The following is a 22883-nucleotide window of genomic DNA, read 5'->3' as shown; positions in this document are numbered from 1 at the left end:
CCCTCCAATCCTCGTGAAGTACATGTTCAGCTTGTGACGTTAGTCTCGTATGAATCCATTGCCAGAAACCCTTGTTTTTTGTCGCATGATGTCACTTCTAATCATATATCATTTCTGGAAAATCGTGTATACCGCAAAAATAAATAGAGAGCTAGGTCCAAAAACCTACGCTCTCTCAACTATTCTCGTCACCAACGCCGTCTTGATGTCCAGGTAGAGATTATCCAGCAACGCCTCCTGATATACTGGTTTATACTCCCGCAGTGCCGTTTGCATGGTTTTTACCAGATCGGCAGGCAAGTCCCTGCTCCCTTCGTCCTCGACAAGCTTCCGCAGCTGATTCCATCTTCTCTCTTCGATCGGGATTTCTTGCACCTTCGATGTATAATCCTCTTCCTGGTATCGCCAGAACGCCACATGTTCGTCTCCATAACGGCGCCACAAGCGTATAGCCATTTGAAAACCCTCGGGGTCATAATCGCCAGAGTAGAACATCTGGCATCCAGCTGCTGCCAGGCGGTCACACAAGGCGAGCACCGCCAGGGAAAACTGGCCCGAGGAACAGACCAATGGCGGCAGAGCCTCTTCCGGATAATCATGCTCCCAACGATCCAAAATCGAGGAGAACACAGCGGGATTTTCTACAATCCAAACCCGCTTCACCCCACCCTCCATCAAATACGGTTCAAATCCTGCATATTTGACTACCGTGCGAAGTGGCAGGCCGTAGACCTCCTTTTCGCTTCCGAGATACCCACGCCCCCTCGTGTTTTGCCCCACAATTCCGCTAATAGCGACCTGTGAAGACAGATCATCTCTGAGAATCTGACATTCGTACAAAATTTGCGTCATTTCTTCCGCATTGGATGGGCCAACCTTTTCCAATATATAACAAATTGCATAAAGCAGCAATTTTCCTAACTGTGTTTGCATATCGAAACCGTGCGGATTACCCGTCACTTGTGTCGCCAACACAGCCAGACGGATATATTCGCCGTCCGCCATCCGATCAAGATGGCGGACAGCTCGTACGACTGTCAGCAAAGCTTCCCGAAGTTCTTCCGCAGATGCACTCCACCACTGGCTGACTGCCAGAGCGCCCGTGCCCTGATGTTTGGCTAGCGCCTGTATCCAGCCTTGCGCCTTTGAACAAGGCTCTTCTGCGACGGTCTCCAGCAAGTCTGCCCAAAACAGGTCCCACTCACGTTCCTGCAAAAGCTGCTCCTCTTTTTTGCTGACAATCGGTTCCCCGAAATATCCCTCTAGGATGGAAAGCAAGTCAAGCTGCGCATATTTTGTTTTCGCAAATCCGCTTTCCACATCTGAGACCCGTATGATTCCGTCTGATCCCGGATCAAAACGCTTGTTCAGCAGACCTGTCAAAACATCCGCTTCTTCCAGTGACAGTCGGGGCAACGTCAGCTTCCCGCCAAAATGACCGAGACTGCGATACTTCCGAAGCAATCCCTTGAACAGGCGGTCATAGCCTTGCGATCGGGAGCGAAAATAGCTGTCTGCCTGATGACGAAGCTGCCGGTCCTCATTCTTCGTCATCAGTATCTTCCTCCAGGCTGACTGCAACCACGGAATCTCCCCAATCCGTCCATTCTTCGTTCATCACATGCAACGTGCCGCCCTCCCACAAATATCGGGCGACTGCGACGACGTCCGCATTTTTGGGACGAATCAATTCACAGATGGCCAGGCGAGAGACCGTGTCGTAATCTCCCCACAAAGCCTGTGAATTCATGATGTAGTTGAAACCCAATTGTTCCACAAGCTCAAACATGTCCCGGATGTTATTCTCATCCACTCCCGCAAAGGCCTCATCGAGAGAGATGATCCGCGGTGCAAGCGAATCTGCTTCCAAGTATCGAGAGTACGCTGCAGACAGGAGCGGTATATACATTGCCATCGCTTTCTCGCCACCACTAAAGGTAAAGAAAAGGCGGTCTGTGAGCTCTTTGTTCGGCTCTCCTTCGCGTTTGTGGAAAAGTTTAAACGTAAACCAATGACGGTAGTCCAGGATTCTTTTCATAATCTGATGCAGGGTTTCTCCGCTGCCCTCTGCGGCCCCGCTGATATCCCGCTTGGCCCTGTCGATATGGGAGCGGAAATGGTTGGTGATGCGCTCGATATCCTGCTCCCTCATCAAGGCAGGGTCCTTGCGTAGGAATTCCACCAAATCGGCGGTATCCATTTGCAACTCATTTTCCGCTGCCCGAGGAAGCCACTTCAATGAGAAGGTAAGTCCGCTCGAACTATTACGCTGGGACATCAATTCATTCATCCGCTCGACCCATTTTTCCGCCCGATGGATGCGATGTTTAATCACACGTCCAACGCTTTGCAGGATCACTTCCTCGAAAATTTTGCGATCCTCTGCTGTCAGATACAGGCGATGCATCTGAATCTCGTGTTCCAGTTTTTCCTGCAAATCATAGGGATGGCATCGCTTGCCTTCGTACTCCAGCAAAATCGTTCTCCGTCTTGATCTGGTCTTCAGCTCTTTCCAGAGATGTGTCAACTGGTATACTTCGGCATGTTGCTCCCCAGCCGCTTCTCCCTTGTATTCATGCACGTAATCAAGTGTCGGCTGATACTCCAGCAAATGAATCTGTCGTTCATTTTCAAACGTTCTCTGCAGTTGATTGTTATAATACTCCCTCTCCCGTTCCGCCATCGCCGGCTGAAGCTTTTTTACCACGCGAATCGCGAAATCATCGAGCTGGTGCTGCACGCCTTCTGCGGCAGCTTCCTCCTGGAATAAATCCAGGTAACGCCAAAGGCCTAAGGCGTATTCATCGGAAAATACTTTCCACCAGGCCGTCTGCAATTGTTGACGAACCTCGGCCATTTTGTCGGCCTCCACTTGATTCTCCTTGTATTGCTCACATTTCGCCCTGGCGTTTCCTATCGCTCCAGCCGTGGCTGTCATCAATTCAGGAAGTTCTCTCAACCTTTCCTTGCAGTAACGAATTCTTGCACGAATCTCCTCTGCTCCCTGAGAAGCTAGCATCCGATCGATCGACTGAAGGCGCTGGTTCAGCTGTTCTACACCCATTTGCAGTTCATTTTCTTCGCCGCGCAGCCGATCCCAGTCATAGATCGCATCTTCATGCAGCCCTTCCGTGACACGAAGCCGATCAGTCAAATTCAGTTTCTCGCGGTAAGCCGTCTCCAATTGACGCAGGTCTTCCAGATAATCCTGCATGGAGCGAAGTGCCTGACGAAGTATATCTTCGTCCAGCGGAATGGTCAATCCGTCTGCGCCTTGCTTCAGCTTTTCCCGCTCCCGGTACAGCGTTTCCACGGCAGCACGAACTTTTCGATTGCGGTTCTGCACTTCTTCTTGCCAGATCACCAGACGCTGCCGGATCTGTTCGACAGCCTGCAAAGCCGATAGAAGGTCATGGCCCGACGGGAACTGCTGATATTCCTGCCCAAGGAGGTCCAAGCGGTTCTCCATTCCTTGCACATCTTTTCCCAGACGTTCCAGCTCCAGATCAAATTCTTCTATCTTTTTCCTCCAGAATGCCAGCTGTTCGTCGCGATATCTGCGCCGTGCCTCCCTTCCTACAAACACTGATTTTTCGATAACAGGAGCATTACCGCTCAATACACTCATACCATAAGTCCCGCTCGCAGTGACATAAGCAGCTACGGATGACCCGCCTGCTTTTTCTGTCATTACAGTCTGCAGGACTGCTTCGATATCTTCTTTGCCTACACCCAGCCCCTCCACTGGAGAAGGCGTCAACCATTCGCTGATGGTGTGGGCAAACAGTTGCGGCTCAGGTACAATCACCCTGTCTTTGATCTGATCCGCCCACACATCAAGACGATCCAGATAGGTATGCGGAATGATCAGCGCATCCAGGAGCCCCGCTTCCTTCAAGGCGGACTCAATCGCGGCCCTCGTTTCTTCAGGCACCTCCGGACGGTATTCGACCGCTTCGTACAAAGGCACATAGGGGATGCCTTGGTTTGTCAGCCACGTTCTCGCCACCTCTGTCTGTTCATGACGCGGCGGTTCAGGCTCTTTTTTCGCCAGCCAGATGTGGAGTTCAGCCTCTGCCTTTTGACGGTCCAGCTTTGTATCCTCGACTTTCCTTCCCAGATCCGCGAGCTGATCCCGAATCTTTTGCCGGAAAAGCTGATAGGATTGGTTCAGCGGTTCCCTGACTATTTCGTAACGATCCGAAGCTTCAAACTTGGTAATGCGCCGAATGGTTTCTCTAACAGCCTCAACAGACAGCTTTAACTCCTGCGCCTCACCTTGCCACTGATGTAAGTTGGCAATGAGCCCATCCTTTTCTTCTTCTACGACACGTTCCCACTTATCTTGTTCACGCTGCAACTCATCCACCATTTTTTGGGCGTCTCCCAGCGCGCGTTCCGCTTCCAGACGATTTCGTTCCGCTTCTGCCGTTTTGACAGCCTGATCCAGCGTTTGCTGCAGCTGATCGCGATACTGCCGGGACTCTTTTTGCCAAAGTTCCATCGAGTAGCCCGCTTGCGCCCGTTCAAACTCGCCGCGAGCTACTTCATGTACCGGAAATTCGTTCTCCCCGACAGCATCCTCCATACTCTCCAGCAAATCAGCCATATCGGCATCGGCCTGCTTCATTTTCAGCTGGATGTCATCTATTGTCCGGTGGAGCTGGCTGACCTTTTCCCGCTTGACATCGGACTCTTTCCTTTTGGCAGTCAGCCGTGATTCTTCCCTCTTCAGCTGGCCATCCACTTCGACCCGTTCCGCTTCAGCTTTGGCAAAATCATTCTCTTTCAGACGATCGTGTTCCGCTGTCAGAGTCAACTGCTCCAACGCAAGTGCTTCTTGTTCGGATTGCAGCCTGGTCAGTTCTTCTTCTTCACGCACGAGAAGCTGGCGATACTCCTGGGCTTTCCTTTGTGCGGAACGTGCAGCCTGTACAGTATCTGCCAGTCCCTTCGCCTTGTCAAACCAGATAAAGCGGTTATACTCGGTGTAGTCCTTGGCAATCCGCGCCAATGACTTGTGATCTCGCTCCAATTGTTCCAGCTGGAGCTTGGTGCGATCCATGGACTCAATCGCATCTGACAACGGCCTCAGCTCTTCATCAGACAAGCCAGGCAGAGAATTTTCCAGGATGTTGTAGATGACTGTCGGTTTGAAATCCTTGGACAATTTGGGACTGCGCAGTTGAATCAGCAATTTGATCAAATCTTCATAGCTGTCTGCCGAAGAGAATCCGAACAGCAACTTGTTCACCATCTCCGCGTAATCGCTCTGGGAAAACACCACTCTGCCTCCCTGACTGATCTCGCGCTCTAATTCTCTCTTCGCTAAAGGGATTCGCTCCTGCTCCTGCGTCTCGGCATTATACACATTCCGGTACAGATAGAAATCCTTCCCGATCCTTCGGTTGTCCTGGATGGAAAATCCCCAGAAGTCCATTTGTGCGTTGCGTTTTGCCCGCAGGCCGATGCCTATGGTCAGAAATTGCGCGGTGTACGGTTTGCAAAATTCCAGATAAAGATAACCGGTGCGTTCATCCCGACCAGTGACCTCTTTTTCTCCCAAAAGGTAATCTTCCATGCGCCGCGCCTTGGAGCCAAAGGGATCCAGCCGATCCGGGCTTTTCTTCCCATCCAGTACGACAGGAAGCAAGCTTTGCATCGTAACCGATTTTCCGGAACCGTTCGTTCCGCGAAGCAACAGTTTCCCGTCCGCAAAATCAAAGCTTTCATCGCCGTAGTACCAGAAATTGACCAGACCCGCTCTGGACAACTGCCATCTATTGATCTTATTCTGTGTCTCCATCTGTTCCACCACCGCCTTCATTTTTCAACTTTTTCTCGTAATCCTTCGGGTAACGGGCCATGATTCTACCCAGTCGCGGCATGACCCGAATGAGTTCCTCCTGTTCATGACGCTGCACCAATCCCCACGCCTCCATCTCTTCCAGTAAGAGTTTGGCCAGCTGTTTGTCAGACAGGTCCCGCAACGCTTTCCCCCAACCATCCCCAAAGTCGGTACGACATTGAACGAGAAGGTTCCCGAAATCGACGGGCGTGAGCAGAAGACAGCCGTCCTTTTGACGCTGCAGTTCTCCCATATCGATTTGACCGCGTACTGCTCTGGCAAAAAAGTAGACGACATCGCTAATCGCTCTCGCATCTGGATACAAGGTTAAGCTTTGGCTTCTTCCATAGTGCACCAGCATGGCATCATGTCCGTAGAGTTCCAACGACATGGATACTGTCTCATCAAAGTCACGGGCAATCACGTTTCGCTGATTTCGCAGATACGTCCAATCTCCGTCGTCCAGCTCTTCCTCCCGAACTCCCGGGGTAAGCAGAAGTTGCCTGTACACGCGGTGCCTGCGGGCCAGCGTTTCGTTTTCTGACTCCACTATCCGCATGAAATCCTCAGCTGTCTCAAACTGCATCAGATCGCGCGGATACGCTCGCAAAAAGTATTTGACCAACGGGGTGGCTTCATAAAGCACATCCGCTTGCTCTGAAGCTGTAAACCCTAAATCGTCACCGTCTACGACTACGAGTAGCTCCCATTCCCGAGCGAGCTGCAAGACCCGAACCAGCGATTTACGTTGTTCGTAGCTTGTCCAGTCGACAACAACTTGCCCCGGATAGGATACTTTGACCTCCTCACATATGTCTGAGAGCAGGAATTGATCATCTACGCTCTTCGTCTCTAAAAACGCCATCAACAAGCAAAAAAACACGTAGTCGCGCACTTCCAGCAAGCCAGGCAACCCCATCCACGGGCGGATTCCTCTGCTTACAAACTTCTCCAGCTTGACAAATTCGTAGTGGATTAAAAGGCGAAAGCCCAGTTTTTCATTGAAAAAGGAACGCAGCACCATCTCACGGTCGCGAACTGCCTGGTAAACAAGAATATCGCTTCTCGGGATCCATAGCCTTCTTAGCAGTTCCCAGGCCGCTTGTCTTGCCAAATCATCAAATCGGGATGTATACCTGGTATCAGTAGCCTGCTGTTCACTCATCTCTTCACCTTGCTTTCATCCAGAAAGTACAACACGAAATCCGGCAATTCCAATACACCATCGGTACACTGCAGTCTGATTCGCTCCCCAGTCCCCGTCTCCGTCAGCCTAAATCTTCTGCCGTCATCTGTTTTTCCTTCTCGTGCTGGTGACGCCATGCTTTTTCCGATCCATCCGAGCAAGGTTTGCCGCACAAAGGGCTCCACGATTGGCAAATCCCGCAAACTTACCCGATCTGCGGCAAATAATTCGTTCAATCTGCTCTGCCGCTGTGCTTTCTGTTGCAAGTAGGCGGCGAGCATGGCTTCTTTCTGCTCATCTTTTGTATCAATCTTGCTCGGTCTTGTCCTCTCCCGATAACCATTGATGCGCGGCTTCACGTCATAGTCAGATGCTGACATGTCCCAAATTTCGCAGTAAATGTCCTCCGTTGACTTCGGTCCTTCCACCCAGAAATGGTGCATCTCCGTGATCCCGAATACGGCTGCGGACAAACAATGGGCCGGCTCCACTTCTTCATGGGATGCAAACCATTTGGCGAGATACAGATAGTCCGCTCTGCGGCTTCGCATACTGGATTGCCGCTCTCCCATTCGCTGCGCATAGCGCGCTATTCTGCGTATCGCCTCGTTTGTTTCGCGCTGCAGATCTTCTAGATCACTGCCCCGACCGCTTCCGTCTCCCAAGAACCAGTGCCAAATCCCTTCCCACTGCTCAAAAAAACGTGCTGTATAGTCTTCCTTAGTCCAAGCCGTCTGTTCGAAGCGAGGGATCGAAACCTCGTAGCTTGCTACCCGGTGCAAGAGATCTTGCAACAGTCTGCGGTCTACCTGTACCAGCAGCCCTTCAATCTGATATGAACTGCGCTGCAGCCCCATCATGAACCGCCTCAAATAGTCTGTCACCTTGTCCTTGTACAGGAGGAATTGTTCGGTCATCATCGCATCTTCTACCTGTACGCTGTCTAGGCTCGCCATATAATCTCTTGCATTGTTGGTCACCTTACGAAACTGCTCATACAATTCCGTCCACCAATCATAAAGCTTTTCGTTGCTCCAATCTTCCATCTCGTACCTTGGGCGCTCACCTGGTCGATGGAAAGAGACACGGGCCAGTCTTGTCAGCCAGCGAAGCGTTTCTACCAGCTTTTCAAATTGGGTGACCTCCAGGGAGCCGCCGTACGCATCCCCCATCTCCTCCAAATCCTCAATCAAACGCTCAAACTTGATCGTGTAAGGGGTCGCCTGATAACGATACCGCTTTTTCTTAAAATCCTCGATTTTATTCACCTTTCCGGACTGCTTCCGTTGCAAATTGCCCCAATCATGCAATTGTTGCAAATCCAGCTGTAGTAAATCTTCGTTGTAAGAAGAAGCATCGCTGGGCTCTATTCTTTCTTTGACCGCTTGAAGGATTTCTTCCGGTCTTAACCAGTAACGCAGTCTCTGTTGTTCTTCATAGAAATAGCGCAAGATGGCCCGATAACGGTGTGCGTTTTCTACGGACAGGTACTTGGCTTCTGTGACGGCTTTATAGGTACGAATCGATCTTGTTTTCTCCATGAAAGATCACCTCTTATCCGCTAGTTTCTAAAAGTTTATCATCATGTTCGTCCTTTATTTCTCTCACTATTATGCAAAGAAAGACAGCCGTTTGTGACTGTCTATGTAAGCATGCTAGATTTCAAAATACTCTTGTTTCATACAGTAATATGCCGGTCGTTCACCTTTTTGCTCGATGAGAGACATAGCAATTAAGTCCCTTACAATCTTCCTAATCGTTGCTTCTGATTTGCTGACAATGGCCGCCAACTCCTTAATTGTAAGTCCCATACTTGAATCAAAGAAATGGTTTTGCGCTAATATCAACATAATATCTTTATGAAGTTCTTCCTTATTTGCCAACTTGGGTTCAACATCTATTTTTTGTGCAGCGATACTCAACAACTCGCTTTTTTCTTTTAACTCCGCGTTCATTTGGACCAGAGTATCTATGATAATCCTTAAAAAAGTCTCAATAAAACAATTCATTTCTCCTCTGCTCTTGATGCTATTGGTAATCTCGAAAATATCTAGATACTTATTTTTATATTTATTTGATCCTCTGGACAATGATAGAGAGGCGATATTTCCCAACACCTTTGATAAATATATACTGCTGATAAACCTTGAAGTTCGTCCATTCCCATCATAGAAAGGGTGAATATACCCAAAATAATAATGTCCAATAGCGACCCTTATAAGAGCAGGGATTTCGTCATTATCATTCATAAACCTCAGTAACTGTTCGGTCTTATGGATGATTTCCTTTTCTGGGGTTATCCCCTGATGAATGACCTTGCCAGTACCTGATTTTTTTAAAATATAGGTGATTTCCTTTCGAAAAACTTCTCCATCTGGTAACTCCTGTTGTTCGATTTCTCCATTGGTAATCTCGTCATAGATCGCTCTAATATCTTTCGCGGACTCCGGCAACTCGATATCATTATTTAGCAGACGTAAATAGGACTTAATCATACTCGCAAATCTAGTTTTTGTTTTCTTATTTAGTTTGACCTCTTTTGCGCTTCTGGCAATCTCCTCTCTCGTGCTTCTAATTCCTTCTAATTGATTCGTATTATATAATTCTTCGACCAGACACTCATTAATGAATTGTTTCTGTGCAACCGTAGGAAGTATCTGAAATGTCTGCAAAAAGGAATTGGAAATGAGATGGATTTTGCTTACCATCTCTAACATTTTATTTGTAGGAACGTAATATAATTCATATGAATGCGGCTGTTTCATCGGCTTTATCGACAGACCTAAACGAATCGTTGTATCAAATTTGAATCTCTTTTGGTGTATTTCGTGGAAATCTGTAACGGGTATTTCATGATAGATTTTATAAAGATATCTCATTTTCCTGCACACCCCTTGACCTATTATATAAAGATATTTACACATAGAGGGTGTTAATGTCCATACTTATGTGTAAAATATCGCACTTTTTTACAAATAGGATTTGGGTATCATTCAATTGATCACCTTAATATTTGCCCCACATACACATCTCCCATTGCCATTTTTTTTGATCTTTACTTCTCTGTTGCAGGACGGACATTTTACATACATATAATGGTAACACCCCCTTGTTTACAGGTGTTACTATTCTAGACTTGGAAATTCCACATTATTCAATCTCATTATGGAAGTCAGGAATTTTCAAGGCAAAAAAATTTAAAGAGCAGTCATTTTTGACTGCTCTATCCCATGATGATCGTATCCCCCGGCACACAAGAGAAAATGCCGTCATAGCCCGAAGCGATCAGCTTCGTTTGCAACCGATCCGTCTTGACTTTGGGAGCATGCACGAGCAAGGTTGATTTCGGCCTTAGTTGATCAAGCATTCGTCTCACATCTGGAAGACCCTGGTGAATTTTGTATCGGCATCGGGTCACTTCAAAACCTGGTTTTTCTTCGGCTAACAATTGGGCAGCACGCGTCCCCGGATAGACATGTCCCGTCAAAAGGATTGCGTTTTCCTGGCGGGCTCGGCAGGCTTCCAGCACAATCCCCGAAGCTCTCGATTGCAGCATCGGGTCCGCTGACAGGAAGATCGTTCTCTCGGGCAAAGTGCTTCTTCGCATCACCTGTTCCTCGTTCAATACCTGGACGCGGTTGCTCCACATCTGCTTGTATGCGTGCCATTTGTCCGCTTGAAACCAAAACTCGTCCCCGCATAATGCCTGAAAGCCCTTCTCCAGCTGCTCATCACATAGCATCTGAGTGTCGGGGAACGCCTCGGCCAGAATTTCGATCATTTCATGACCTCTGCCACACATCGGCACTGGTAGCCAAACATGACCTCCTCGATTCAACACCTGTCTGCATGTCTCAACCAATGTTTCGATCAGGATCTCCTGTTCTGTCTCATCATCCGCATAGGCTGCATCTATAATCGCGAGTGAGAGATCCTTCACATACTCTGGGGCAGGCAAATTTGCTGAAAGCAGCCTTGAGTCCGGACTGTAATCACCCGAATAGAAAAGCGTATGCCCCTCTGCTTTGAGCAGAAACCAGACGGAGCCAGCCAAATGTCCACTTGGGCCCCAGCAGGCCTCGATTCCAGGCTCCACCGAAAACCATTGTCCCGGTGCGGACACGTCTTCCAAAAAACGATACCGCACTTGCTCGATATGTTCCGCTGTATAGGGCATCTCTTTCCCGGCATCGCTCACGTACCTTTGCCAGCTTGCATAATAGCTTTCCAACATATGCGCTGTCGAGCGCGTGGTCCAAACGACCCCGTTATACCCATGACGATACAATAGCGGTATCGCCATGGAGTGGTCTTCATGCGCATGGGACAAAAAAACGGTCGTCAGCGTGCGGACTTTGGCTGCATCCAGCAGGGGATACATGTCTTCCTGTCCCTTTTTTACCCCGCAATCCAGCAGGACCGATCGTTGTCCAAACTGGACGTAATAACAGGAGCGGCCATGCTCGCCTGCACCGCCCCATACCTCTACTTGCATCAATCACATCACGTCCTGTCAGCGCCTCGGTAGTTCATTACAGCCAGCACAATGGTTGTCAATCCAACAGAAATGACAGCCATCGCCATCCCAAGCGAAACCTCTCCTTGCTCAAACTGTGCATAAATATAGGTGGCCGATACCTTCATCGAAGGAGGCAAAATCATCAACGATGCGACCAGCTCCCGGATCGAGATCGTAAACGTCATCATCCAGCCCGCCATCATGCCCGGAACAAGCAAAGGCAGTACGACTCTGCGAAAGGTATACCAGGGCGTTCCGCCAAACACTCGTCCCGCATTGGTCAACGATGCATCGATCTGCTGATAGCCGGATTTTACGTATTGGACCGTATATGGCAGGAAAAGCACAACATAGGTGAGGACGACCATCCCGTACGTATTGTAAATTTTGATCGGCATCCACGGAGCGTTCCATAACAATATCAGCCCGACTACGGTTACAATTCCTGGCACTGTGTTGGGCAACAGACTAAACACATCGGTTACACGCTCCGACACCCTGCTGGCATGCTTGATCTGCATGGCAAGGAACGTGCCGATCACAACCGCGATGGTAGCCGTAATCAAGGCCAGACCCAGACTGTTCAGGAGTGCTTCCATGCCCGGAGATCCCCACGTCAGCAGCCTTTGATAATGCTCCAGCGTGAAGTTCCCCCATCTCAGCCCGTCCCCGCGCAGCTTTTGCAGGGAGGCGACAAGGATCGAAAAGTACGGGATTCCAATAGCGGTGGCTAACAAAAAAACGATGTAGCCCCAGGCCGTAAAGCGCCCCCACCCTTTCAGATGAATCAGCTTTACCTTGGAGCCTTTGCCCCCCAGCGTTTGATAGTCATAACGGCGGGAGATCAGATTTTGCCCATACCAAAAGATGAGACAGGTAGCCAACAAGACGGAAGCGAGCGCGGTCGCTTTGCTAAAATCGATCGGCCAGCTGGACGTAAATCTGTGAATTTCACTGGTCAGCACATGGTACCCGATCTTGCGGCCAAAAGTAGCTGGCGTACCGAACTCCGCAATCGTCTTCACAAAAACCAGCAAAGCCCCCATCGCATAGCTGCCAAGCAGCAGCGGCACGAAAATTCTGCGGAAGCGGTACACGAACCCGCCCCCATAGACAGCCCCGGCTTCCTCGTAGCCTGCCCCGATCCGACGCAACGCATTGCGCAGAATCAGATAGAGAAACGGGAACAGATGCAGACTCATAATCGCAACCATTCCGAATAAAGAGAAGAAATAGGGTGTCAGCTCTTCGGTAAAAGGCGCCATCTGCTCCAAAAATCCGCGCCGCTGCATAAAGAGCATCCAGCCCATCGATCCGATGTAAGGCGGTGTCATAAACGGAATGATCAGCACGACATCCAGCCATTTATGCCTGGCCAGACTTGTCTTGGCGGTCAGGAACGACATCGGCAAAGCCAAAATGGAGGCCCCTGCCACAACCCAAAAGCCAAGAATGATGGAATTCGTCAGCACCACGCTCAATTCAGCATCCATAATGACCTGCAGCGGTGCCAGCACGTTCCACTGATCATTCGGAGTGACGCTCGTATGCAAAATGAAAAGAAGGGGCGTGACGACAAGCAATGTCATCAGCACAAGCGCCAGCGCCACACCCCACGACCTGTTTATTCTTGCAGAAGTTGAAGGCTTCATCATAACCTCGTTGTTTTATTTAAAAATTCCCAAAAACTCAGAAGTGATCGCAGGACCCTTTTCCGTCATCCAGTTCCAGTCATATTTCAACTCTTTGATTTCCTTCACTTGCGTACGGCTTTCATGTGCGGGAATATCGGTACGTCCAGGCAACAGGTAGCTGTCCGCTACGATTTTTTGCGCTTCATCTGAAAGCAGGTAGTCCATAAACAGCTTCGCGTTCTCCAGATTTTTCGCATCCTTCATAATCATCGCCGGGCGCGGATTGATCACCGTGCCGCTCGCCGGGTATGTAATATCGATATGCTCGCCTTTGGCCATCGCCTCATAAGCCATGTAATCCACACCAGCCATCACGACGCTTTTTGCACCGGTAATGACAGGATCAAGCGCTTCTTTATTGGCACCCGCCAACGCTACATCGTTCGCTTTCAACGATTTGAACAGCGTCCATCCGCCATCTCCATTCTCATTCAGATACCCGGAGATAAAATCCAATGCAGAGCCGGACAAGGACGGATCGGGGATGTTGACAGCACCCTTCCATTCCGGTTTGGTCAAATCTGCCCAATCAGCGGGCGGATTGCTTACCAGCTTGGTATTGTAGGTGATTCCCAGAGCAGATGCACTGTAGCCAAACAGGTGTTTATCCTGATCGACCCAGGTGTCATAAAGCTTGTCAGCATGCTGGGCATCCGCGTAGCTTTGGGTCAAGCCCTGTTCCTTCAAAGACAGTCCCGACGGCCAAGACGCCAGTATTACGACGTCTGCAACTGGATTGCTTTTCTCCGCTTCCAGGCGTGCCAGGATTTTGCCTGTGGTTCCATCGAATTGCTCGATTTTGATGCCTGATTTCGCTTCAAAGCCTTCTTTGATCTGGGCAGCCATCTTGCCCGGACCCGCCACATAGACAGTCAGCTTATCTGATTTCGGTGTCGGAGCTGATTCTGTACTTGCAGTCTGTGTCGGAGCTGATTCTGTACTTGCAGTCTGTGTCGGAGCCGTCGTACTTGCAGTTTGGTTGCTGCTCGGTGTACCCGCTGCGGAATTGCTCCCACAAGCTGTTACGAGAAATGCCAGACTCATTGTCATTGTCAGAAATGCTGCTTTCCCTGCACGGCCGACCATTTTTGACGCTTTCATACGTATATTTCCTCCTTTATTGGATGAATCGAATGAATGTCATGCGGTGATGCGTATACGAGGACACGGTCCCCTGCCTGTAAGCGATGATCATGATAGGCTGCCCATACGGTCCCATCCTCCAGCTCCAGCATGATCTCATACCGATCTCCCAGGTAGCTCACCCGTTTCACGACAGCAGACCAGGTCAAATCTCCAGGACGCCCCCTCCAACGCAGCTTTTCCGGTCGGATCATTTGCTTGTCCGGGTCAATCCAGTTTGATTTTCCCACGAACTTCGCTACGAATGGCTCTGTCGGGCGGTGGTAGATCTCCTCCGGTGCTCCTTTTTGCAGCACCTTGCCTCCCTGCATGACCAAGATCTGGTCAGACATCGACATCGCCTCCAGCTGATCATGGGTCACGTAGATCGCAGTAAGTCCTCTCGACTGCACCAGGTGCAACAGCTCCGCCCGCATCTCATCTCGTAAAAGCGCGTCCAGCGCACTCAACGGTTCATCGAACAATATCAGCTTTGGCTCGACTGCAATCGCTCTGGCAAAAGCGACCCGCTGCTGCTGACCACCTGAAAGCTGGCTAGGGTAGCGTTGTTCCAAGCCACTCAGACGAACGGCTCCAATCGCGTCCATGACTCGCTCTTTCATCCCGTTGGTTTGCTTCGTCGCTTTTAAACCAAAGGCGACATTCTCGTACACCGTCAGATGCGGCCAAAGAGCGAAGTCCTGAAAAACCATCCCGAGCTTTCGTTTATGGACAGGCTTGAACACCCCTTTCTCTGAGGAAAACACGCACTCGTCGTCGAGCCAGATTTCACCGCTATCGGGCGTTTCCAAGCCGGCAATCATCCGCAGCAGCGTGGTCTTGCCGCAGCCCGACGGACCGAGCAATGTCGTAAACTCCCCGGATCGAATATGCAGATCAAGTGGCTGGAGCGCTTGTACGGCTCCAAAGGACTTGGTTAGTTGCTTTACGATTAGATCCATTGCCGTTTTCCTTCCTGTTTTACGAATCTACTTTGAGTGTACGGCAGTTGTTTTTTGCTAGTGTTAACCTTTCGTATCGTCATCGTTAAATTTTCTATTATGATCTATTGGTTCGTATAGATTTTCTCTATAATAGGGGTGCAAAACGTCCGGAAATGCCAGAAGGGTTCATACGAGGGGGAGCGCGAAGTGAATATTACGAAGCTGGAAATTGTCATGCACTTGTCCAAATATAAAAAGGTATCTTCTGTCGCTGAAGTGATGGGGATCAAACAACCTACGGTGACGTTTCATATGAAGAGTTTGGAGGAGTACTATGGGGTTCGCTTGTTTGAGCAGCGCGGAGGCGTGATATTACTGACCGAGGCTGGCAACGCCCTCTTGCATTATGCGTCCAAAATTACAGCTCTGTCGAAAGAAACGGAGCGGGTGCTATTGGAATTCCGAGATGTGGAGCGAGGAACGATCACCATCGGAGCCAGCTATGTTCCAGGAACGTATCTGCTGCCCCAAGTGATCAGCCAATTCAGTCGGGAGTATCCCGGCATGTCCGTCAAGCTGATGATCAAACCCGCTCCTGTCATTCAACAATTGCTCCTGGAGCACCAAATTGATCTCGGCTTTATTTCTTCTCAGCCGTTCGATGAGCCCAAGCTCCACATCCACCTGATGGGCGAAGATGAGCTGGTGATCGTGTTCTCGGCTGCTCATCGATTTGCCGCTATGAGCAGCATCGATGCTCTCGATCTTGCGCAAGAACCGTTCATTTTTCACGGCACGCATTCCACGACTAGCCAAATGACTACACAATGGGCTGCTGCCCACAAGATCAAGCTGCGAACCTGTATGGAGCTGGATTCGCTGGAGTCGATCAAACGGGCGTTAATGCTCGGCAACAGCATCTCGTTCCTGTCCAGACAAGCCGTAACAGAAGAAGTGAACAATCACATACTTGCTTGTGCACCTCTTCCTCCACCGGAACCAGAACGCTTTATTTATGCCTGCTATCACAGGGAAAGATGGCTGTCCAAAGGGTTGCAGCAGTTTTTGCAAATGGCGCGGGAGAATATGGGGAACCGTGACGATGGAGATAGGAACTGTTGAACGCGGATCTTATAGTTCTTTGTAATACAAAATGGTTGCTTCTAATTCGCCTTTTTCCGATTTTACGTAGCCGGGAATCCGCCCTGCTCGAATGAAGCCCAATGAAGTATAGAGATGATTGGAAGGGTCTCCTTCTCTAGTATCAAGTATCAGCAACGACCTGCCCTCTTGCTTGGCTCTTTGCTCTACCACCTGCATGAGCGCTCTGCCAATTCCTTTTTTCTGATAAGAAGGATGTGTCATTACTTTCGCGACTTCAGCTCTATGCTTCCCATTCTCTTTGGCGCATAGGTGCAGCTGTGCTGTGCCAACGATACGATGGTTTATTTTCGCCGCGAATAAAATAACGTTTGGAGCAAGTACGTTCTCCCAGAAGCTTTTCGACACGGACAGATCCAATGGCCTCAAAAACCCCATGGATGCACCACTATCAACCACCTGTTTGAGTAATTCTGAGAACTCCTCTAGGTGGGCATCCATTTTCTCTACTTGTTCTATCTTTATTACATTTTCCATTTCCATGTTCATCACCCTTTCTTATCACCATGATCCAGTCCTAGAAATCGTGTTTGAAATGATATTCTTCATCTTGGAATAAGAAACCTTTCGTTGAAAACAAAACGGCCTTCGCCCCTGTAATTCGGGACGAAGACCGCTCATTTGTTGTACCTGCTAGACGAGGGCCAATTCTGGACTGGATAGACCAAGCGCCCGCCCAGTTGACGTATGAATTTCCTCGATAAGCTCTGGGCTTTTCAATAAAGACACGCCATAAGAAGGAATCATTTCTTTGATTTTCGGTTCCCACTCTTGGATTTGCTCTGGGAAACATTTTTTGATCAACTCAAGCATGACGGAAACGGCTGTAGAAGCACCCGGGGAAGCGCCAAGCAATGCAGCGATCGAGCCATCTGCAGCGCTAATGACTTCCGTACCGAATTGAAGCGTCCCTTTGCCGCCTGCCTCCGTATCTTTGATTACCTGCACACGTTGGCCGGCAACCACGATATCCCAATCCTCGCTTTTGGCGTTCGGGATAAACTCGCGCAGCTCTTCCATGCGTTGCTCTTTCGAAAGCATTACTTGCTGGATCAGGTATTTTGTCAATGGAACGTTTTTTGCGCCTGCGGCCAGCATCGTAAAGACATTATCCGGCTTTACGGAGCCGAGCAAATCAAACATAGAACCGGTTTTCAAGAACTTCGGAGAGAAGCCCGCAAACGGTCCAAAGAGCAATGTTTTTTTATTGTCGATAAATCTAGTGTCTAGATGCGGAACAGACATCGGCGGAGCGCCAACCTTGGCTTTGCCGTATACTTTCGCATGATGCTGCTCGATCACTTCCGGATTCGTACATACCATGAACAGTCCACTTACCGGGAATCCTCCGATATGCTTTCCTTCTGGAATACCGGACTTTTGCAGCAAAGGCAAGCTTCCTCCACCGCCGCCGATAAAGACGAATTTCGCCGTATGGCGTTCGATGTTGCCCGTATCCATGTTCCACACTTTCAATTCCCACAAGCCGTCGCTGGTGCGTTTGATATCTTCCACACTGTGCTTGTATTTTACATCGACGTTCTTTTCCTTCAAGTGGTCAAACAGCATGCGTGTCAAAGCACCGAAGTTGACATCTGTTCCGGATTCGATTCTTGTTGCCGCGATCGGTTCATTCGAGTTGCGGCCATTCATGATGAGCGGAATCCATTCCATCAGTTTTTTCGGGTCATCGGAGAATTCCATCCCTTGAAACAGAGGATTGTTGGACAGCGCTTTGTAACGATTTTTCAAAAACGTTACATTCTTTTCACCTTGCACGAGACTCAAATGAGGCAATGGTCTGATAAAGTCCTGCGGATTACGTATGAGATTGCTGTTTACAAGATAAGACCAAAATTGCTTTGAAACCTGAAACTCTTCATTGATTTTAATAGCTTTGCTAATATCTACGGATCCGTCCGGTTTTTCGACGGTGTAGTTTAGCTCGCACAGTGCTGAATGTCCCGTACCCGCATTATTCCATTCGTTGGAACTTTCTTCCCCTGCGGTTGCGAGTTTCTCAAAGACTGTAATGTTCCAGTCCGGTACTAACTCCTTCAGCAGCGTACCCAAAGTCGCACTCATGATTCCGGCACCAATCAAAATAACGTCTGTTTCGGTTTGTCTGTCACTCATTTTACCGTCCTACCTCGCTCATATTTGAAGAAAAGATGTAGGCGCTCCTGCTTGGCTCCATAACAAGCCAAGGTGCGACCTGTAGTACACACCTTTTCTTGATAAATTGTAACTTGACTATAGTGTATCACTATTACAACTATAGTGTATCACTATTATTTGCTAATTAAAACGATTACTGATAGTAATTTGCGATTGAAGAGACGGTAAATGAGAGGAATGATAGGGGGATTGAATTAAGGGGTGAAAAAACGGCACACCAAGCCGTTCCATAGGAACAACTTGGTGCTGAAGACGAACGAAATACCATGTATGGTAACCAAATTCGACATCTACAGGGTAACATTACCGATTGATGATAGTCGGATCCCCGCCGATTTTTCGAGTCTGTGCTTTCTTATATAGGTAGGAATACAATTTAATATATTGACCAACCAATATCGCATTAATAATGGTGCCTTCACGAATAAACATGATCTCACTCAAGAAAATCAGACCGATGCACGCTGCTATCACAAGCAAGGAGCAATCGAAAACCGTTTTAATATTCCCCCATTTTCTTTTTGTTCTTTTAAACACCGTATTCACAAACAAATCAACCGGGATCAGAACGAGGTTGGCTCGAATCATGAGAAATAAACCGTAGGCTAGAGCGGCATCCGCGACAACGAGAAGCATGACTTTTGTATAATACAATTCCAGTTTAATGAAACTGGTAAGCAGTAGATTCAGGTCCAAAAACACGCTTAACACTAAGGCCGGGATTAATCCGGCGAAATACTTCCATTTAAAATCTTTTGGCAGGACCAGGTATGCTAAAAATAACATGATGAGTTCCAACAAGAAGGAGTAGGTTCCTTGCGTTAATTCGGGATAGATCACAGTCATCGTCCGAGTAAGACTGCTCTGGGGCGATATTCCAATTCCAGCCCTGATTGCCAAGCTAATACCAAGAGTAAGTATATAAATGCCGATAATATAAATGATCCACCTCTTGGTTAAACTGCTATTGCTTTGCAGTTCCATTGCCTCGCCGCTATGTTGCATATACCGTCCCTCTTTCTCAATAAAATGTATGGGCCAACCGAGAAAACCACCGATCTGTAGATCATGCTGAGACTTGTATGCAATAGACTTCAGGAAGTGTGCTCCAGCAAAGACTTGGAGCACCTTTCCTATATTCGGGGGGATTACTCCATAAAACGGAAACGGTGCAGAGAAATAAACAGGCTTAAAAGCTTGTTTACTACTGGTTCACCTTCGTTGTGGTTGCCTAATTCCTCCAAAGCAGCATCAATTGCCCTAGCACTAGAGGTTAATTCTTGCACTGTCATATTGGTCATCATGCCGTAGATTTCAATAGGCATAACACTCTTATTCGTTTTGCCATCAGTGACAATGCAGGCGCCTGAGTATTGATCAACCTCTTTTGCGCAGTAGCACATTTCCTCGCTTTCCTGTCCAACTACTACAAAGTATGGGATTGGAGCAGGCCAGGAGGTTGCTACGGCACCGTTCTCCACATATACGCCCTTGAATAAGCCATTCACCACATGTCTTTTGCCTTCCGCATAACGGCGAATCACAGACAGGCGACTTACTTTTTCTCCTTCATATTCCGGAACGATCTTTCCATCTTGCATCGGCACCCAGACTTCCTGGTAAAACTTCGCATGCCCGCGACCATATACATCAAACAAATAGACTTTCGCTTTTGAGCCGTCTTCAGAAATTTCCAACGGTACAATATCCAGTTGCTCCGGAGTTAGGTCATCTAGACCGGTTACTCCTTGGGTACACATGCCTGAGTAGTCGATTTCCGCGTTCTTAAGCATTTTTCTGTCTTTGGCAATCAATTCTCCATCTTTAAAGACATAGAGAGGGTTTATTTTTGATAGACTGTCAGTCAGCACGATGTCTGCGAAACGGCCTGGTGTCAAAGAGCCAATCTGGTCATCCATATGATAGGATCTGGCTGTATTGTAGGTAGCCATCTTGATTGCCTTAATCGGATTGATCCCCATCTCAGCGCATAGCGAGATGATCCAATCCATATGCCCCATTTTCAGAAGACGTTCAATCGAGATGTTGTCCGTGCACAGCATGAAATTTTCTGTAGGGAACTTGCGGTCTACAATTGCACGAAGCAATGTTTTGATCACTTCACTGCTGCCTACACCAAACTTTATTTGTGTGGGGAAACCGTAGCGAATACTTTTTTCAATATCGTCGCCATTCCAGACATCATGATTATTGGATACACCGATTGCGGGCAAATAATTCAGCACCATATCAGGCAGAGCAGTCAGGCCCCAGTGTCCATTCATAAAGCCACCTTTCTCTCTTACCCAAGCGGCTTTGCGGAAGTCGTCTTCATCCCCCTTGCTGTATGTAAAATGCTCGAATTCTCCTAAACCGATTACCGGCTCCATATCTAATATTTCTTTTGTTACCCAGGCTGCCGTTTTTTTGCCTGGGGCAAAAGCATATAATCTGTACGGCAGCTTGTCATAATCGCGGAACAAGTGTTGAGCAGCTCGTACACCATCCTCGCCAGCCGCACTTAACAGGTCGAGGCACTCCGCAAAGATCGTGGTTGTCCCGCATGGAACCATGGCCTCAGCCAGCGCTGTCGGATGGGCTAACTGCGATTCAAAATGCAAGTGGGCGTCAATCAAACCCGGTATGGCATAAAGCCCCTGGCCATCGAATACCTCCTTCACTTTGATCATCGACTCATCTGGATTAAGGGCAACAATTCGCTTATCGTAAATTAACAGCGAGCCTTGATAGACGGTTTCCCCATGTACATCCAAGATGTTCAAGTTTTTCATGAGAAGGTCCGCTTCTTTTCTGCCATGCAAAACATCAAAAATAGCACGGACTTTTTCGAGATGATTGGTTTCTGTTTGTTTCATGAACTGTTTCTCCCTTTCTTTCTTCACTTTTTTATAAGGAGAGCTATGCTCTTCACTTATCGGAATTATCCAAAAACTTTAGTTAAACGTTTAACTTTTAGAGGTTTAAAAGTCACCTGACTTTTAGTCTAGTTAGACTAAAAATCAGGCAGAATTACGTTCAACGATAAACGGCTCCAGAACATTGACTGGTTCAAATTCTTGCTTTCGAATTTGGCTTAGGATAATTTCAGCACTTCTTATTCCCAATTCACGGTTTTGCAGATCTACACAAGTAAGCTCCGGTGTAGAAATCTGTGACATCAGAGAATTTCCCAAACTCAATACAGAAATATCCTCAGGTACACGAATATTGGCTTTGATCAATGCCTTGGTCAGATATGCAGCACTCAATTCATTGAGGACAAATACGCCATCTATATCATTTTGAAGAAGATGCGGGATGCAATCTTTTGACAGATCCATGTCATCCTGGATTGCTATAACCATCGGCTGTTGTTGATCCTGGCTCGCTTCACGAAAGCCCTCTATAAAATAATCAAGCAGATAGTCAGGCAGATGCTTATGAATGAAAGCCATTCGAGTTCTGCCTCTGGAGGACAGATATTCTGTACCGAGTTTGCTTGCCTTGATTAAATCCGGGTACACCAAAGGAAAGCCGTCGTACGGAATATATCGATTGGCATACACAACGGGAATGTTCCATTCTATAACATTGTGGATGCTTTCTTTAAAAGTCTTGTCAGAAAATAAGCCAATGAAGATAATGCCAGCTATCATGTTTTCACGCATGAGCTGAAGTATTTCATCTTCATTTGCATGGAGATTGTCCACTTCATAGATATAAAGATTATAATGGTGTTCCCCCAAGGTTTGGCTGATGCCAGAAGTGATCTCAGAATAATAGAGATTATTAATCTTTGGCAGGATTACAGCCACATTAGAGGTTTCCTTGCGTTTTAGCGCTTTTGCGACAACATTTGGTACATATCCCAGCTCTTTAATGGCAAATCGAATTCTTTCCTCTGTATCCTTTTTGACCGCCATATTGGAGCTTAAATATCGAGACACCGTACAAACGCTGACATTGGCGTGTTTGGCGATATCCTTTAAAGTAACCATTTGAAACCTCCCTGCTAACGACAGGTTAAACGTATAAGTTAATCGTTTAACCTTTTTGCTAAAAATATCATATCACGCAGATTGAATTAGTTGCAAGAAAATTCTAAACATATCTTCTCCTTCAGTAGAAAACGATATGCACCTTTTTACGGAGCGTTCTTCAGTCTGGTGAGACAAAAAAAGGACCCGCCCTGTCAGAATACAGGGTGGGTTGTTTTTCGCAAGTCAAAAAT

The 22883-nt window shown here is 48.0% G+C and carries 15 protein-coding genes; 1 reads left to right on the top strand and 14 read right to left on the bottom strand.

The window, feature by feature from the left end; translation table 11 throughout:
* Nucleotides 1-165 precede the first annotated feature (165 nt).
* The 9 genes from EDM58_RS05600 to EDM58_RS05560 form a co-directional block, all read right to left on the bottom strand.
* Entirely contained in the window at nucleotides 166-1554 is a 1389-nt protein-coding gene (locus EDM58_RS05600; RefSeq protein WP_023559128.1) for a TIGR02679 domain-containing protein, read from the bottom strand.
* Entirely contained in the window at nucleotides 1541-5806 is a 4266-nt protein-coding gene (locus EDM58_RS05595; RefSeq protein WP_183187430.1) for a TIGR02680 family protein, read from the bottom strand. The genes EDM58_RS05600 and EDM58_RS05595 overlap by 14 nt, the downstream gene beginning before the upstream one ends.
* Nucleotides 5790-7013 carry a TIGR02678 family protein gene (locus EDM58_RS05590; RefSeq protein WP_122912485.1) on the bottom strand — a complete coding sequence of 408 codons (1224 nt, stop codon included), beginning with the start codon at nucleotides 7011-7013 and terminating at the stop codon, nucleotides 5790-5792. The genes EDM58_RS05595 and EDM58_RS05590 overlap by 17 nt, the downstream gene beginning before the upstream one ends.
* Nucleotides 7010-8575 (bottom strand): TIGR02677 family protein, encoded by a 1566-nt coding sequence (locus EDM58_RS05585; RefSeq protein WP_122912484.1) that lies wholly within the window; start codon nucleotides 8573-8575, stop codon nucleotides 7010-7012. The genes EDM58_RS05590 and EDM58_RS05585 overlap by 4 nt, the downstream gene beginning before the upstream one ends.
* Nucleotides 8576-8689: 114 nt before the next feature.
* Nucleotides 8690-9913, bottom strand: coding sequence for a Fic family protein (locus EDM58_RS05580; RefSeq protein WP_023559124.1), 1224 nt, complete (start codon nucleotides 9911-9913; stop codon nucleotides 8690-8692).
* 344 nt (nucleotides 9914-10257) lie between these two features.
* The gene (locus EDM58_RS05575; RefSeq protein WP_122912483.1) at nucleotides 10258-11529 is read right to left on the bottom strand and encodes an MBL fold metallo-hydrolase; all 1272 of its coding nucleotides are present in this window, start codon (nucleotides 11527-11529) and stop codon (nucleotides 10258-10260) included.
* An 8-nt stretch (nucleotides 11530-11537) separates the two neighbouring features.
* On the bottom strand, nucleotides 11538-13205 hold the full coding sequence (locus EDM58_RS05570; protein ID WP_122912482.1) for an ABC transporter permease: 1668 nt from the start codon (nucleotides 13203-13205) through the stop codon (nucleotides 11538-11540).
* 15 nt (nucleotides 13206-13220) lie between these two features.
* On the bottom strand, nucleotides 13221-14348 hold the full coding sequence (locus EDM58_RS05565) for an ABC transporter substrate-binding protein (RefSeq protein ID WP_122912481.1): 1128 nt from the start codon (nucleotides 14346-14348) through the stop codon (nucleotides 13221-13223).
* The gene (locus tag EDM58_RS05560; RefSeq protein WP_122912480.1) at nucleotides 14345-15331 is read right to left on the bottom strand and encodes an ABC transporter ATP-binding protein; all 987 of its coding nucleotides are present in this window, start codon (nucleotides 15329-15331) and stop codon (nucleotides 14345-14347) included. Before EDM58_RS05560 ends, EDM58_RS05565 begins: the two co-directional genes overlap by 4 nt.
* A gap of 189 nt (nucleotides 15332-15520) precedes the next feature.
* Between EDM58_RS05560 and EDM58_RS05555 the strand changes: the two genes are divergently transcribed.
* Nucleotides 15521-16435, top strand: coding sequence for a LysR family transcriptional regulator (locus EDM58_RS05555; protein WP_122912479.1), 915 nt, complete (start codon nucleotides 15521-15523; stop codon nucleotides 16433-16435).
* Between the two features lie 9 nt (nucleotides 16436-16444).
* Here the strand turns inward: EDM58_RS05555 and EDM58_RS05550 are convergent, their stop codons facing one another.
* From EDM58_RS05550 to EDM58_RS05530, 5 genes are all read right to left on the bottom strand, one after another.
* Nucleotides 16445-16951, bottom strand: a complete 507-nt coding sequence (locus tag EDM58_RS05550) for a GNAT family N-acetyltransferase (RefSeq protein WP_122912549.1) — start codon at nucleotides 16949-16951, stop codon at nucleotides 16445-16447.
* 156 nt (nucleotides 16952-17107) lie between these two features.
* Nucleotides 17108-18610, bottom strand: coding sequence for a malate:quinone oxidoreductase (locus EDM58_RS05545; RefSeq protein ID WP_122912478.1), 1503 nt, complete (start codon nucleotides 18608-18610; stop codon nucleotides 17108-17110).
* Nucleotides 18611-18955: 345 nt separating this feature from the next.
* A complete protein-coding gene (locus EDM58_RS05540; protein WP_221175402.1) occupies nucleotides 18956-19657 on the bottom strand; it encodes a YczE/YyaS/YitT family protein in 702 nt (233 codons plus the stop codon).
* A 143-nt stretch (nucleotides 19658-19800) separates the two neighbouring features.
* Entirely contained in the window at nucleotides 19801-21528 is a 1728-nt protein-coding gene (locus EDM58_RS05535) for an amidohydrolase family protein (protein WP_122912477.1), read from the bottom strand.
* Between the two features lie 144 nt (nucleotides 21529-21672).
* A complete protein-coding gene (locus EDM58_RS05530) occupies nucleotides 21673-22650 on the bottom strand; it encodes a LacI family DNA-binding transcriptional regulator (RefSeq protein WP_122912476.1) in 978 nt (325 codons plus the stop codon).
* Nucleotides 22651-22883 lie beyond the last annotated feature (233 nt).

Origin of the sequence: Brevibacillus panacihumi (assembly GCF_003710985.1) — a bacterium.
Classification (GTDB): Bacteria; Bacillota; Bacilli; order Brevibacillales; family Brevibacillaceae; genus Brevibacillus; species Brevibacillus panacihumi.
The sequence above is the reverse complement of the archived record's forward strand: the minus strand, read 5'-3'. Positions and strand labels throughout refer to the sequence as shown.